Source organism: Microbispora sp. ATCC PTA-5024, from assembly GCF_000511135.2.
Lineage (GTDB): Bacteria > Actinomycetota > Actinomycetes > Streptosporangiales > Streptosporangiaceae > Microbispora > Microbispora corallina.
Genome location: NZ_KI866523.1, coordinates 943639 through 957201 on the forward strand (window position 1 = coordinate 943639; position 13563 = coordinate 957201).

Annotated in this window: 14 protein-coding genes and 3 pseudogenes; 8 read left to right on the plus strand and 9 right to left on the minus strand. The window is 67.8% G+C overall.

All coding sequences use genetic code 11. From position 1 onward, the window contains the following. The coding region (locus MPTA5024_RS39670; RefSeq protein WP_157099598.1) for a transposase at positions 1 to 154 on the minus strand (154 nt) is incomplete at its 3' end. An 875-nt stretch (positions 155 to 1029) separates the two neighbouring features. Here MPTA5024_RS39670 and MPTA5024_RS16950 point away from each other — a divergent pair. After that, positions 1030 to 1890: an FHA domain-containing protein gene (locus tag MPTA5024_RS16950; protein WP_232326501.1), complete on the plus strand. Its 861-nt coding sequence runs from the start codon at positions 1030 to 1032 to the stop codon at positions 1888 to 1890. Next, the gene (locus MPTA5024_RS16955; RefSeq protein WP_036325029.1) at positions 1887 to 2258 is read left to right on the plus strand and encodes a hypothetical protein; all 372 of its coding nucleotides are present in this window, start codon (positions 1887 to 1889) and stop codon (positions 2256 to 2258) included. The genes MPTA5024_RS16950 and MPTA5024_RS16955 overlap by 4 nt, the downstream gene beginning before the upstream one ends. Positions 2259 to 2745: 487 nt before the next feature. Here MPTA5024_RS16955 and MPTA5024_RS16960 read toward each other — a convergent pair whose 3' ends face one another. Both MPTA5024_RS16960 and MPTA5024_RS16965 read right to left on the minus strand, forming a co-directional pair. Further along, the gene (locus MPTA5024_RS16960; RefSeq protein WP_036325031.1) at positions 2746 to 3969 is read right to left on the minus strand and encodes an MFS transporter; all 1224 of its coding nucleotides are present in this window, start codon (positions 3967 to 3969) and stop codon (positions 2746 to 2748) included. A gap of 17 nt (positions 3970 to 3986) precedes the next feature. Further along, positions 3987 to 5342, minus strand: a complete 1356-nt coding sequence (locus MPTA5024_RS16965; RefSeq protein WP_036325033.1) for an NAD(P)-binding domain-containing protein — start codon at positions 5340 to 5342, stop codon at positions 3987 to 3989. A gap of 128 nt (positions 5343 to 5470) precedes the next feature. On the opposite strand from MPTA5024_RS16965, the pseudogene MPTA5024_RS43540 reads away from it, so the two are divergent. The 3 genes and pseudogenes from MPTA5024_RS43540 to MPTA5024_RS16975 form a co-directional block, all read left to right on the plus strand. Continuing rightward, positions 5471 to 5530 (plus strand): annotated as a pseudogene (locus MPTA5024_RS43540) (hypothetical protein); the annotation flags it as partial. Positions 5531 to 5748: 218 nt separating this feature from the next. Then, positions 5749 to 6183 (plus strand): NAD(P)-binding domain-containing protein, encoded by a 435-nt coding sequence (locus MPTA5024_RS43545; protein WP_232326502.1) that lies wholly within the window; start codon positions 5749 to 5751, stop codon positions 6181 to 6183. A gap of 398 nt (positions 6184 to 6581) precedes the next feature. Next, a complete protein-coding gene (locus tag MPTA5024_RS16975) occupies positions 6582 to 6953 on the plus strand; it encodes an ArsR/SmtB family transcription factor (RefSeq protein ID WP_036325035.1) in 372 nt (123 codons plus the stop codon). Between the two features lie 53 nt (positions 6954 to 7006). Here MPTA5024_RS16975 and arsB read toward each other — a convergent pair whose 3' ends face one another. Together arsB and MPTA5024_RS16985 are read right to left on the minus strand one after the other, a co-directional pair. Further along, the gene (gene arsB / locus MPTA5024_RS16980; protein ID WP_036325037.1) at positions 7007 to 8080 is read right to left on the minus strand and encodes an ACR3 family arsenite efflux transporter; all 1074 of its coding nucleotides are present in this window, start codon (positions 8078 to 8080) and stop codon (positions 7007 to 7009) included. Further along, complete coding sequence (locus MPTA5024_RS16985) at positions 8077 to 8391, minus strand: ArsR/SmtB family transcription factor (RefSeq protein ID WP_036325039.1); 315 nt, start codon at positions 8389 to 8391, stop codon at positions 8077 to 8079. Before MPTA5024_RS16985 ends, arsB begins: the two co-directional genes overlap by 4 nt. Before the next feature lie 148 nt (positions 8392 to 8539). Between MPTA5024_RS16985 and MPTA5024_RS16990 the strand changes: the two genes are divergently transcribed. Both MPTA5024_RS16990 and MPTA5024_RS16995 read left to right on the plus strand, forming a co-directional pair. Then, positions 8540 to 9130: an arsenate reductase ArsC gene (locus MPTA5024_RS16990; protein WP_232326503.1), complete on the plus strand. Its 591-nt coding sequence runs from the start codon at positions 8540 to 8542 to the stop codon at positions 9128 to 9130. Between the two features lie 27 nt (positions 9131 to 9157). After that, on the plus strand, positions 9158 to 9577 hold the full coding sequence (locus MPTA5024_RS16995) for an arsenate reductase ArsC (protein WP_036325043.1): 420 nt from the start codon (positions 9158 to 9160) through the stop codon (positions 9575 to 9577). Positions 9578 to 9788: 211 nt separating this feature from the next. On the opposite strand, the pseudogene MPTA5024_RS39675 reads toward MPTA5024_RS16995, so the two are convergent. Next, a pseudogene (locus MPTA5024_RS39675) lies at positions 9789 to 10300 on the minus strand (transposase); the annotation flags it as partial. Next, positions 10279 to 10740, minus strand: a complete 462-nt coding sequence (locus tag MPTA5024_RS40930; RefSeq protein WP_157099513.1) for a hypothetical protein — start codon at positions 10738 to 10740, stop codon at positions 10279 to 10281. The pseudogene MPTA5024_RS39675 and the gene MPTA5024_RS40930, both read right to left, overlap by 22 nt. 107 nt (positions 10741 to 10847) lie before the next feature. Here MPTA5024_RS40930 and MPTA5024_RS44655 point away from each other — a divergent pair. After that, positions 10848 to 11237, plus strand: a pseudogene (locus MPTA5024_RS44655) (ATP-binding protein); the annotation flags it as partial. Here the strand turns inward: MPTA5024_RS44655 and MPTA5024_RS17000 are convergent. After that, positions 11137 to 11976, minus strand: a complete 840-nt coding sequence (locus MPTA5024_RS17000) for an SMP-30/gluconolactonase/LRE family protein (protein WP_036325045.1) — start codon at positions 11974 to 11976, stop codon at positions 11137 to 11139. The pseudogene MPTA5024_RS44655 and the gene MPTA5024_RS17000 overlap by 101 nt on opposite strands. 125 nt (positions 11977 to 12101) lie before the next feature. Then, a complete protein-coding gene (locus MPTA5024_RS39685; RefSeq protein WP_198167194.1) occupies positions 12102 to 13475 on the minus strand; it encodes a serine hydrolase domain-containing protein in 1374 nt (457 codons plus the stop codon). Positions 13476 to 13563: the final 88 nt, after the last annotated feature.

A 13563-nucleotide genomic window follows, 5' to 3' on the forward strand; every position in this document is an offset into this window, starting at 1 on the left:
CGTCCCGCCACGGCACTCCGGTCCGCGCCCGGTACAACACGCCGTTGATGACCGTGCGGTGATCACTCCACCTGCCACCGCGTGCTCCCGCGGGTGGGAGCAACGGCTTCAGCCGCTCCCACTCCGCGTTGGTTAAGTCCCCTCGACCTCCCACACCGACCAGGGTGGAAGCCACACCGTGATCACGTCAGGAGATCCGAGAAACAGGACCTAAGCGGATATATCGATATCGCTCTGTCCCCCTCCGGCTTCTTGCTGGCGAGCGCCGGCGACGATGGTGTCCTGCGCCTGTCGGATGTGCGGACCCTCGCCACCGTCGCTGCCATCCGGGTGGATGACAGTCTCAGCGACTGCGTCTGGACGCCCGACGGCTCGCGCCTTTATGCGGTCGGATCCGCCGGCGTCTACGGATTCTTCCTGCGTCACTACAGGGATGGCGGAGCCGATGAGAGGCCAGCAGTCATTGCGAACTGAGCAACGGCGCCACCGAAACTGTGGTGCGCCGAAGATCAAGTTGTTGTTGTCTCGACCGTGGGCGAACGACTGCTGACCTCCACCGTCCCTTGGTGAACGTGGTCAACGCGACAGCAACTCGGACAGCAACGTCCTCGTACACACACATACTCCGGCGACCGTCTACAACTCTCTGACCGCGCCATCTGGCAGGTGAACAGGGTGATTGTTCCGCCTGAAAAGCGGGCGGTCACTCTCCTACGCCGTGAGCAGTATCACCAAAGGCCACAGCATGTAGAAGGCGCGAAGGTCGCCAAGGCCGGCGGTCGACATGTCCGGCAGCACCCGAGGAACCGAAAACCCGCAGGTCGGCAGCCCTCGCGGGATCGCGAAAATTGTTCCTGATCCGCCGTCGACGAAGTTCCGGCAAGCCCTATCTCCCCTTTTCGGAGAAACTCTTTCTCTGACAACGACCAAACCGAGCCGAAACCGTCGCGAAGCCGAGTCTGAAAAGGCTGATGGAGTGTGTTCGGACGACGCACTATGGATGTTGCCGCCGGTTGCCGAGGAGACGGCATGACAATGTCATCAGATGATCCCCGACTCGTCGTCATCCATCCGTCACAGCTTGCGGGGACGGTGCTTCCTGTGGGCCTCGGACGACGATCGCTCGGCCGAGGGCACGCCGCCGATCTACGACTCGACGACCCCCACCTCAGTTCCATCCACGCCGCGCTGAGCCAGGCGGGTGGTCAGACCAGCGTCGAGGACCTGGGATCGCGCAACGGCACTTTGGTCAACGGCGAACCGGTGCGGCGACCGCGCGTGCTGCACGACGGCGACGTGGTCCAGTTCGGCATGGTCCGCGCGCGGTACGAGGTGCCTGGGAGCACCGGCTTGATGCCGCCCGCCCGACCCGCGCAGGAGCGCCCGGTCCGCTTCGACGTCGACCGGCAGACAGGCGGCCAGATCAACAATGTGGGCCGCGACCAGTACAACCACTACGTCCAGGAGCGGGACAGCTTCCTACGACACGTCGCGGCGGCTCGCACCCGTTCTCTGCGGTTGATCTGGCTGAGCCTGGCGCTGATGTTCAGCGGAGGCTTGGTCTACCTCTGGGGGAAACACCTCGAAGATCAGGCGCAGAGGAGCGCCGTCGATAGCTTCACTAAAGGTTGGGAATCCATTAGGAACTCAGGGCCCGGCAAGCTACCGCCTGGCAAGCCGCCGGACCTCAGCCCTGCATTCGTAGAGGGGAGCAACGCATCGTCAGTCGAGATGATCGGGTGCATCATCGGGGCGGTCGGCTTAATGCTCTTCTTGCTTGCATTGATCATGCACATCGTCGCCGCCGCGCGTGGCAAGAAAGTGGACAGCGACCCACGGCACAGCTGGAACGCGCGCGTTCAGCGCGGACGAGTTGGAGGATGGGATTGACGTTCAACATCGGCAACCAGCAGGCCGTTAACATCAACAACGTGGGCGGCGACCAGACCATCCAGGGTGGCCAGCAGGGCACGTTCCTCGGCGGAGAGCCCAGTGAGTGGGCCGCGTCGCTGGTGACCCGGCTCCATGCTCTCGGTCTGCCGTCCGAGGCGGCCGAGGCAGAGGCCGTGCAGGCCGAACTGGACCGCGCGCGACCCGATCGTCAGAGCATCGCCACCCGCCTGACTCAGCTGACCGAGGTACTGAGTTCGGTGGGGGCGATCGCCGCGGCGGGAGAGTCCTTGCGCGGGCCGCTGATGGCCCTGGCGGGCTGGCTGGGGGCGCTCGGAGTCCCCATCATGCGCATGCTCACGGGCTGAGCCCTGCGGGACGCTGCTCCTGGAGGCTGCGAACAATTTGGATCGATCGAGGCACATGGTCAGGACATGACCATCAGGCCGATCACGTCGTCACCGACGTATTGGAGCGATCAATATCCTGCGGGACGCGCCGTGAACTGCCACCCTATCGAGCCGCCGATCTTGCTAACGCTGGTGCTAACAACAATCCTGGACCACCGTGGACGTGCATAGAAATTCCAGAGCGAGGCGCCCGCTCTGAACAGGCGTTATGACAACCATGGATGGCTGTGGACAGCCCTGACCTTGCTACGGATCAGAAGGTTAGGGGTTCGAGTCCTCTCGGCCGCGCCCAGCTCAAAGGCCCATTCCAATCATCGGGATGGGCCTTTTTGATCTCCGTACAGCAGTTTCATACAGCAACCGGCTCTACTGGGAACCACTGGCTGGCGTATGAGCCTTTCGGGCAAAGCGTTAAGCGTCTCAGTGCTCCGAACCAAACCGCCCTTCACCGTCTCTTGCCACTCGGATTAGTACCCAGCGCGAGGACGGCGGCCAGCACGGATATACCGGCGAGCAGGATGAACAGCCGGGAGTAACCCCCCAAGGGAGCGGCGAGAGCGGCCCCGGCAAACGGGGCTAGGGCTGCGGCGATGGTGGAGGGGGCGGTCAGCAGGCCCGACAGGCGGCCGTAGTGAGCGGCGCCCCAGCGGTCGGGGACAGCGGTGGCCTGGAGCAGGGTGAGATTGCCGCGCACCATTCCGGCGGCGATGGCCAGCGCGGTCAGCAGCACGATGGGCCCGGGGACGACGGCCAAGGCGGCGGTGGTGGCGCCTCCGGCCGTGATCAGTGCTGCGGTGCGGACCGTCACGTTGGTGCGTCTGGCAAGGGCGGCATACAAGGTGCGGCCGAGGGTCTGCCCGGCGCCGCCGAGACCGAGCGCCCAGGCGGCGGCGGTGGTGGAGGCGCCGCGCTCTGTCAGGAGGGGCACCAGGGCGATCACGACGGCATACATCGCGAACGCGGACAAGGTGAACGCCGAGGCGAGCAGAAGGAATGTCCTGCTGCCCGCGACCCTTCCCGATGCGGGACCCGCCTGGTGTGCGGGTGGAGGCGGAGCGGGAGGCCAGGGCGCTTGCAGGGCAAGGGCGTGGGCCGGGATGGTGATCACGGCCAGGATGGCGGCGAGCACAAGGTAGGTGGCCCGCCACGACAGGTGCTCGGCGAGGGTGGCGGTGAGAGGGGCGAAAACCGTGGACGCCAGCCCGCCGGCCAAAGTAACGATCGTGAGCGCTCGAACCCGATCCTGCCCCCACCAGCGGGTCACAGCGGCGAAAGCAGGCTGGTAGAAGGTCGCCGCCATCGCGACACCGGCAAGGAGCCAGGCAGCGGTGAAGGCGGGGAGGGTTGGCGCGAAAGCGGCGCCAAGCACACTGATCACACCCAGAACGGATCCGATGGTCATGACGGCGCGGGGGCCGCGGGCGTCGAGGATGCGGCCGATCGGGATGCCCGCGAGAGCGGAGACAAGCAGAGCCGCGGAGAAGGCCGCTGTGGAGGCGGCAACGGGCCATCCGGTGTCTGCGGTGATGGCCGGGTTGAGCACAGGGAAGGCGTAATAGACGACTCCCCAGCTGGTGACCTGGGTGAGGGACAGGGCGGGCAGGATGAAACGCGGCCGCGACCGGTCCTGTGAGCCGGTCGCGGCCCCACGAGCGTGAAGATCGGTCACTGCGGTCAGCAGCTTGGTCAGCAGCCGCCGGAAGAGACGGGAGCGCCGATACCGATCTGCAGCGTGGCGGGCGCTCCACAGCAGCCACCGGACGCCTGCGCCGTGTCCGCCTGGTCGAACAGGCCGGAGCCGCCACACACTCCGGTCTCGGGCAGGACCAGTTGGACGCGTTCGGCGGCCTCGCGGTCACCGGCCAGGGCGGCGGCGATGGACCGGGTCTGCTCGTAGCCGGTCATGGCCAGGAACGTCGGGGCACGCCCGTAGGACTTCATGCCGACCAGGTAGACGCCCTGCTCAGGGTGGGACAGTTCGTTGACGCCGTGCGGGTAGACGGTGCCGCAGGAATGCACGTTGGGGTCGATCAGCGGCGCCAGCGCAAGCGGGGCCTGCAGACGCTCGTCCAGGCCGAGGCGCACCTCGGACAGGAACGACAGGTCCGGGCGGAAGCCGGTCAGCACGATCACCTCATCGATCGGTTCGGTGCGGCGGCCGTCATCGGCGATGAGCACCAGGCGGTCGCCGTCACGCTCGATCGCGGCGGTGCGGAAGCCGGTGACCGCGCTGGCGTGTCCCGCCTCGACAGCTGCCTTGGCGGCGAGCCCGAGGGCGCCGCGTGCGGGGAGCTGGTCGGCCTCGCCGCCGCCGAAGGTGCCTGCGCCGATGCCCCGCCGCAGGATCCAGACCGCGTGCGTGCCCGGCTCCTGCTCGGCCAGGTCGGCAAGGGCCGCCAGCGCGGTGAAGGCCGAGGCTCCGGTGCCGACCACCGCGGTGCGCCGACCGGCGTACCGGGCGCGTACGGCCGGGTCCCTCAGGTCGGGGACGCGGTAGGAGATGCGATCAGTCGCGCTCTTCTCGCCGATCGCGGGCAGACCGTCGCCACCGAGCGGATTGGGTGTGGTCCAGGTGCCGGAGGCGTCGATGACCGCACGGGCGCTGATGCGCTCTTCGCGGCCGTCGGCGGCGCGTACGTGCACGGTGAAGGGCTGCTCGTCGCGGCCGGAGTCGACCACCCGGTCGCGGCCGGCCTTGGCCACGCCGGTGACGGTGGTGTTGTAGCGGACCTTGTCGCCGAGAGTGTCGGCGAGCGGCTGAAGATACTGCTCGGCCCAGTCTCCGCCGCTCGGGTACGTCGCCGCGTCCGGGCGGACCCAGCCGGTCGGGGCGAGCAGCTTTTCGGCGGCGGGATCGACGACCTCGCCCCAGGTGGAGAACAGCCGCACGTGTGACCACTCCCGGACGGCGGACCCTGCGGCGGAGCCGGCCTCCAGCACCAGCGGGTCGAGTCCGCGTTCGATCAAGTGGGCGGCGGCGGCAAGGCCGATGGGACCGGCTCCGATCACGACGACGGGCAGTTCGGCGGCGGGCGTGGTCACGGCGTCTCCTCTGATTCGACATTCGTCTATAAGTTGCGCGGCCAGCATGGCATCTGTTTCGATACCCGTCAACATAGACGTTCATCGAAACAAGAAAGGGTTTGGCCATGGATTAGATCGAGGTCGCGGTGATAGGCGCCGGTCAGTCCGGGCTGGCCACGGCGAACGCCCTACGGCGGCAAGGGTTGAAGCCGGTGATCCTGGAGGCATCGCAACAACCTGCCGGGTCATGGCCCCGGTACTACGACAGCCTCACGTTGTTCTCACCGGCCCGCTACAGCTCCTTGCCGGGGATGCCGTTCAGTGGTGGGGATCCGGATCGTTACCCGCACCGTGACGAGGTGATCGACACCTCACCGCCTACGCCGCCCGCCTGGACGTGGAGATTCGCACTGGTGCCCGCGTCGTGGAGGTCAGAGCGGAGGGCGAGGGGTTCGGCATCACCCTGCAAGACGGCAGCCGCCTCGCCGCACGGGCCGTGGTCGCGGCAAGCGGAACCTTCGGCAACCCGTACCGGCCGGCGCTGCCCGGCCTGGGGAACTTCACCGGGACGGTGCTGCACGCGGCCGAGTACCGCGCCCCAGAGCCGTTCGCCGGTCAGCGAGTCATCGTGATCGGGGCAGGGAACTCTGCGGTGCAGATCGCCGCCGAACTCGCGACCGTGGCGCGGGTGACGCTGGCCACCCGGGCGCCGGTACGGTTCGCCCGTCAGCACATCCTTGGCCGGGATCTGCACTTCTGGCTCACCCTCACCGGGCTGGACACCGCACCGCTGGGCCGTCTGCTGCGTCACCTCCGACTCAGCCGGTCCTCGATGACGGCCGCTATCGGGCGGCCCTGAAAGGTGGCAGGCCGGACCGGCGTGCCCTTTTCGCCGAGATCGGCGACGGTAAGGTCACCTGGCCTGATGGCACGACCGAGCAGGTGGACACCATCCTGCTCGCGACGGGCTACCGCCCGGACCTGCCGTATCTGGCCGGAATTGGCGCTCTTGACTCTCAGGGGCGTCCGCTGCACCGTGGTGGCGCTTCTCTGACCCACCCCGCTCTTGCCTATGTGGGGCTGGAATGGCAGCGAAGCTTGTCATCCAACTCACTACGCGGGGTGGGCCGGGACGCCGCGCTCGCGACTCGCCGCCTGGCTGCACGATCAAGGCGCTGACCAACCCTCTCCCCGTCAGCATCGGGAGGGCGCTGGTGAGCCCTCACGACCTGGTTCGATGTATGTCAACATAGATGCATGTCGAATCCGCGGACACTGCCGGTGCTGGAGCCGGAGGTTGTGGCGCCCTGCTGCCCTCCGCTGACCGAACGGACGCTCACGGCCGAGGAGGCTGAGCGGACGGCGGCCATGTTCAAGGCGCTCAGCGACCCCGTACGTGTGCGCCTGTTCTCCGCGGTCGCCTCCGCCCTCGGCGGTGAGGCATGCGTGTGCGACATCTCCGACGTGGGGGTGTCCCAGCCGACCGTCTCCCACCATCTGAAGAAGCTCAAGGAGGCCGGTCTGCTGGTCTCCGAGCGGCGGGGAACCTGGGTGTACTACCGGGTCGAGCCGAGCGTGCTGGCCGCGATGGGCCAACTCCTGATGGCGCCTCTTCCCTCTGACCGGTGAAGGAGGGCCGCCCAGCATCAACCAAGGCGGCCCTCTACGCATCTCCGCCCCTGCTATGCGGCAGCGAACTTCCTCCGCCAGGCGAGTGAAACGTAGACCAGCGCCGCGAGCACCGGGACCTCGATCAGTGGCCCGACGACACCGGACAGCGCTTGACCCGAGGTGACGCCGAAGGTCGCGATGGCTACCGCGATCGCCAGTTCGAAGTTGTTGCCGGCAGCCGTGAAGGCCAGCGTGGCGGTGCGATCATAGGGCAGGCCCAGGGCCTTACCGAGGGCGAAGGTGCCGAACCACATCAGGGCGAAGTAGGCCAGCAGCGGCAGCGCGATGCGGGCCACGTCACCGGGCTCGGAGGTGATCGTCTTGCCCTGAAGGGCGAACAGGATCACGATCGTGAAGAGCAGTCCGTACAGGGCCCAGGGGCCGATCTTCGGCAGGAACGCGCTGTCGTAGCGCTCCCGGCCGAGCCCGCGCTCGCCCAGACGGCGGGTAAGAAACCCGGCCAGCAGTGGGACGCCGAGGAAGATGGCGACGTTCAGAGCGATCTTCCATGCGGAGATGTCAAGGTGCTGGCCCTCGCCGAGGCCGAGCCAGCTGGGCAGCAGGTCGAGGTAGAACCAGCCGAGCAGGCCGAAGGCAAGGACCTGAAAGACCGAGTTGAGCGCCACCAAGACGGCGGCGGCCTCGCGGTCGCCGCAGGCGAGGTCGTTCCAGATGATGACCATGGCGATGCAGCGGGCCAGGCCGACGATGATCAGGCCGGTACGGTACTCCGGCAGGTCCGGCAGAAAGATCCACGCCAGGGCGAACATCACGGCCGGGCCGATGACCCAGTTGATGACCAGCGACGAGATCATCAGCTTGCGGTCGCCCGTGACGGCGTCGAGCTTGTCGTAGCGCACCTTCGCCAGTACCGGATACATCATGATCAGCAGCCCGAGGGCGATGGGCAGGGAGATGCCGCCGATCGCGACCTTGGACAGCACACCGTTCAGGCCGGAAAAGGCACGGCCGAGGCCGAGACCAAGGGCCATCGCCGCCAGGATCCAGAGTGCTAGGAACCGGTCGAGGGTGGACAGCTTCCCGACCACGCCGCCGGTTGCGGCTTCAGATTCGGTGGTCGTCATGGGCACGCCCTCTTCTTGTCGGCGGCGGCAGTGGCGCGAGCGGTGTCGGCCAGTTCGGCGAACTGCCCCGCCAGGGAAGCGATGACGTCAGGCTTGAGCCGGTAGTAGGTGAACCGTCCGCACGGCTCGGTGTCCACCACTCCGGCGTCCCGCAGCACCTTCAGATGGTTGGACAGGTTGGTCTGCCGCGCGCCGGTCTCCTCAACCAGGTGTGTGGTGCACAGCGTCTCCCGGGCGAGCAGGGTCACGATCTGCAGCCGCAGGGGATCGGCCAGCACGCGCAACAGATCAGTGTCAACTGACATCAGCATGGACTGATGCTACCATCGCATCAGCTGGAGCTGATGCGAGTCCTCCACCCAGTCTCAACCCCCTCGCGCCCATGCCCGGACCCCTTGGAGGGTTCTCATGACCGCCTCACCATCGCCTGTCCTGCCAGATGAACGCCTAATCTCGGGCGTGGCCCGGCTGACCGCCCGGCACGCTGGGCGCTTCTCGCCAGAAACCGTGCAACACATGCTCGCCGACTCCTACCACCTACTCGCAAAGACCTCGCGCGTACACACTCACCTGGTCGTGCTGGCCGAACGCCTCGCCGCTGAACGGCTTGACGCTCTCGCCCATGCGGAGAAGGCGAGCAGCGGAACGCCCAGAGTGCTCTTTGTGTGCAGCCGGAACGCAGGGCGTTCCCAGATGGCCGCGGCCCTGCTGAACGCCCGCGCCGGCGGGCGCGTCATCGTCTCATCTGCGGGCACCGATCCCGCCGTGGGGATCGAGCCGGAAGTCGCCCAGGTCCTCACCGAATCCGGCATAACGCTGACCGACGCCTATCCGAAGCCCCTCACGGACGAGGTCGTGAAGGCCGCCGACATCGTCGTCACCATGGGCTGTGGGGACGCCTGCCCTGTCGTCCCCGGCCGCCGCCATCTCGACTGGCCCATCCCCGACCCCGACGGCGCCTCTCTTGACGAAGTTCGGGCTATACGCGACGCGATCGACGCGCACATCACCGACCTGCTCACCACCTTGCCTCCGACCCTGAAGCCCTGAAGGCATACGCAAGAGGAAGTAGAACCGATGCCCACCGAAACCGCTGCGTCCGTGCTGTTCGTATGCGTTCACAACGCCGGCCGCTCCCAGATGGCCGCTGGCTTCCTCTCCCACCTCGCGGGCGACCGGATCGAGGTCCGCTCCGCCGGGTCGCTTCCTGCCGAGCAGGTCAACCCGGCCGCGGTGGAGGCGATGAAGGAAATCGGCATCGACATCTCCGACCAGACCCCGAAGGTGCTCACGACCGAGGCCGTCGAAGCCTCGGACTACGTCATCACCATGGGCTGCGGCGACGCCTGCCCGATCTTCCCCGGCAAGAAGTATCTCGACTGGGCCCTGGAAGACCCCGCAGGCAAGGGTGTGGAAGCCGTCCGCCCAATCCGCGACGAGATCAAGAGCCGAGTCGAAGCCCTCATCGCCGAGATCGACGACCGGCAGGAAGCCTGACCGGTACTCGGAGACAGCTCCTTTCTGAGCATGTGAGACCGCGGCGGCGGCATCAGTCGCTGTCGAGGGCTCGCCGGTCAGGGCGTTGCCGGGACGCCACCTGGATCGTCGCCCTCCAGAGACTTGCGAAGACGTGAGACGCCAGTCGGTGGGGAAGACCTGCTCAAGCCGCTCTCTGCTGATCTCCGAGATAGCCTCCTTGGCCAGCGGGCTCGCAGGCCAGGGCGACGACCTCGCACCAGATCTGGTTTTGGGTGAAGTCGTGCAGCGGGAGGTTGCGCAGCCGGTGTCCTTGGCGGTGCGGATTCGGTCTTCGTAGCGGGCGCGGCGGCGGTGGCGTAGTTCCAGTTCAGCGAGCTGACCCCGCTTGGTGTTGGTGACGAAGCAGGTGAAGCGGTGCCCGTCGATGTCGGTGAAGCGCAACTGGGCGCCGGGGTGGGGGCGCTCTTTGCGCACGATCAGGCGCATCCCCTTCGGCCAGCCCTCCAAGGTGACCATGCCGGTCAGCTCGGCGACCCACGCACCCGGTCGAACCTGACCCTCGGCGTCATAGGCGGGCGTCCACGCCTGCGCAGGCAGAGCAAGGATCGCCGCTTGGGCCTCGTCGGTGAGGGTGAACCCGATCGAGTACGACAGCCGCCGCCCAGGCCGGGTCAGCCAGGACAGGAACTCGTGGGTGCCGCCGCCGGAGTCGGTGCGTATCAGCAAGCGCGTTGGCGAGCGTGACCGTGCCGATCACCGCGCCAGGACCGGGTGCGTCCAGGGTGCCCTTGCGCCGGTCCGGATGGCCGCGGATGCGGTGAGCCGCATGAGGGCGAGCGGCGGGATCCACGCCGATTCCAGGCGGCAACCACAAGCGCGGCGGTCGAGTGCCCGGTCGTGACCGCCCACACCGCCCAGGCCGCCAGAACGAGATAGGCGAGCAGGGAGGCACAGAGCCAGGTCGCGAGCCTGCCGGCCCGCCGGTTGCCCACCCCGGCGAGCCGAGCGGCGGCAACGGCCGCGCCGGTCGCTCCCGCTGCCAGCGCGAGCACACCGACCGGGTCGGTTGCGAACCCGTCGTCGCCGGCCAGCCGGAACGCGAGCAGGGCAGCCACCGCGACGCCTCCGGCAACCCCGGCCAGAACCCGGCCCGCGGACCGCTGATGGGCGATGGCGATCACGCTTCTCGCTCCCCGGCCAGTCACGAGCCGTACCGGCGTCATGCGCCATACCTTGACGTCCGGCGGACCGGGAGTCGCGGCCCCTCGTCGGGCCTTTTCACGGGGCCAGCAGTCGCTGCGAACGCGCCTCGCTGATCATCACCTCCCACCCGTTCGGCCGCTGGGGTGAGGTATCCGGCGACGACGTCGTCGCCGCCGCGATGATCGACCGCCTCGTCCACCACGCCGAGGTCATCAGCCTGAAGGCAGATAGCTACTGCCTGAAGAACCGCGACCCTCGGCCGTGTCCCCCCAGCCGGGACAAGCAACGACCATCAGGAACAAACCGCAGCAAACATCAACGCCAGGGCCGGCTTGCGATGAGGGGTCCGTTTTCGGCCGTCGTCCCGCGGACCTCTACGGCCAGCCTGCACCGGGCACCGCGACCTGGGTCGACAGCACTTGTCCGGTCCCGGGTGGCACCATCTCGGGCATGCGCCACTCGGCCGCCACGATGAACAGCGTCTTTCCGTCCTGACCTCCGAGCGTGCAGGCGAAGCATCCCCGGTCGACTTCGACAGTTTGAAGGACCTCACCGCCCTCCCGGATCCGGACACAGTGCTTGTTGCCGACGTCGGCGTACCAGACGCCGCCCTCGGCGTCGATACAGATGCCGTCGGGGTGGTCGTCGCCGGTCTCGGCCCAGACCCGACGATTGGACAGGCCGCCGTCGGCCTCGATGTCGAATGCGGTGAGCCTGTTCCCGTACGAGTCCGCAACGATCAGCGTCGTGTTGTCCTGCGTTACGGCCATACCGTTCGGGAAGGCGATGTCGTCGGCTACTTGGCGTGCCGAACCGTCGGGCCCGACGTGCACGACGTATCCGGGGGCGAACGCGCCCCCGGCGATCATGTCGAAGCCGATGCGATTGATGTAGACGTTGCCCCGGCCGTCAATGGCGATGTCGTTCCAGCCGCGCCCGAGACCGGTCAGGTCGGCCTGGGTCACGAGCGAGCCATCGGGCTCCAACCGCAGCAGTAGCCCCCGCGCGGAGTCGACGATCAGCAGCCGCCCATCGGCCTGCCAAGCCGTGCAGAGCGGAAGCGAGTTGACCCGGGCCACCACTTCGTGCTTACCGTCCAGGTCGAGTGCGATCACCTCATGCGCTGTCCAATCGGAAAAGTAAAGGCGGCCGTCGTGCCAGCGTGGCGACTCAACCAGCCCGAGACCGGTAAGCCACGTACACAGTTCCGACATTGAAGACTCCCTTCGCGCTGTAATCGGCGGGCGGGGTTACAGCCTTCATGGACAGTACGCGGCCACTGCGACAATTCCGGGGCACTGCCGACGTTGATCGGCTCGCCAAGCCGGGGCGTGCGGCTTCACGAAACCCAGCTTCCGCCTGCCCTCATGCCGCTCACCAACTCCTCGGCCACGGCTCGCAACCCCCGAGCAGGCGTCGCCGCCGCGAGCAGCACCACCGCCGCCGATCCATCACCGGCAGCCATGAGCTCGGCGGTGAAACCACGCGTGCTGCCGCCGCGCCAGACGATCGTGCCGCCCGGCCGGTCGAGCAACGCGGCGCCGGGGACGAACCGCGCGCCGCCGCCGGCAGGCGTTGACAGCATCATCAAGGCTCTGACGAGCGGATCGTCGGCCCGGCCGACCGCGTTCGCGAGGGCGAGCAGGCCCGGCAGGTCGGCCGTCATCCCGCCGGCGAAGCGGTACGACTCGACGTCCTCCCCGACCGCCGCGACCTTGCCGACCACCACCTCGGTCCCCGTGACGGACGACGGCGCGATCGCGTCCGGACCGGGGAGCTGCGCGCCGGTCATGCCGAAACGCGGCAGGATCCGGCGTGCGCAGTAGTCGGCGAACGACTCGCCGGCGACATGCTCGACGAGAAGTCCGAGCAGCTCGTAGCCGAGGCTGGAGTATTCGGCCCGCTCACCTGCCGGCCAGGCGGGTTTCAGCCGGGTGACGGCGTCGGCCAGCGTCCCCGGCAGCGCCGACGTCCCGCGCTGTCCCAACACGTCCTTCGGCAGGCCCGATCGGTGCAGCAGCAGCTCGCCGACCGTGGCGTCGAAGCCGCCGGGGCTGCTGGGGACGTAGCGCGACAGTTCCGCGGACAGGTCGAGAACGCCGATGTCGACGAGATCCAGCACAGCCAGCGCCGTGACCAGCTTCGTCACCGATCCGACACGGAACACCGATGCCTCGTCCAGGGGAACCAGACTTCGCACATCGGCCGTACCGAGGAATTCGCGATGGACGACGGCGCCGTCAAGAACCACACCACAACAGAGCCCTGCGATGTGCTCGTCTGTCACCGCATTGAGCAGCCGCGTCCGGACCCGCGCGGCGATCGCGGCCGGAAGGCTCGACGAGCGATGATCGAGATCCCGCAACCGACCGGCGACATCAGACCACGGCACGGCGTCGGCGGGAACCAGATGGGGCTGAAAGACGGCGATCCGGTGAGGCGCGGCGGCCTCGACCGCGATCGTGAACTCCCACTCCTCGCCCCCGGAGTGCACAACGGCGCGTGCTCGCGTCGGCGCGACGCACTCGAGGGAGGCGAGCTCGGGTCGGTGGTCCCGGAAGCGTGCGAAGCGCCGAGCCAGAGTTGTGCGGATATCGCGGCCCGCAGTGAGGCGAGGCACGAACCCGGCCTCGACATCATCGGGCGGGACGTCGCCCGCCAGTACGGCGAGCAGCCAGGAGGCCGAGCCCCGCAGAACGTCTTCGGACACCATGCGCGGGACGATACCGGGGGTGCTTTTCAGCCCGCCGTCAGCGAATGCCCGCGATCGCTCCCGAAATGATCGCCAGTCCTGCGCCGTC

What these genes read in the sequence shown, in the direction of transcription:
- MPTA5024_RS16995 (WP_036325043.1), top strand. Translation starts at nt 9,158, where the DNA reads ATGCCCACCGAAACCGCTGCGTCCGTGCTGTTCGTATGCGTTCACAAC.
- MPTA5024_RS16975 (WP_036325035.1), top strand. Translation starts at nt 6,582, where the DNA reads ATGTCGAATCCGCGGACACTGCCGGTGCTGGAGCCGGAGGTTGTGGCG.
- MPTA5024_RS17000 (WP_036325045.1), bottom strand. Translation starts at nt 11,976, where the DNA reads ATGTCGGAACTGTGTACGTGGCTTACCGGTCTCGGGCTGGTTGAGTCG.
- MPTA5024_RS16985 (WP_036325039.1), bottom strand. Translation starts at nt 8,391, where the DNA reads ATGCTGATGTCAGTTGACACTGATCTGTTGCGCGTGCTGGCCGATCCC.
- MPTA5024_RS39685 (WP_198167194.1), bottom strand. Translation starts at nt 13,475, where the DNA reads ATGGTGTCCGAAGACGTTCTGCGGGGCTCGGCCTCCTGGCTGCTCGCC.
- MPTA5024_RS16950 (WP_232326501.1), top strand. Translation starts at nt 1,030, where the DNA reads ATGACAATGTCATCAGATGATCCCCGACTCGTCGTCATCCATCCGTCA.
- arsB (WP_036325037.1), bottom strand. Translation starts at nt 8,080, where the DNA reads ATGACGACCACCGAATCTGAAGCCGCAACCGGCGGCGTGGTCGGGAAG.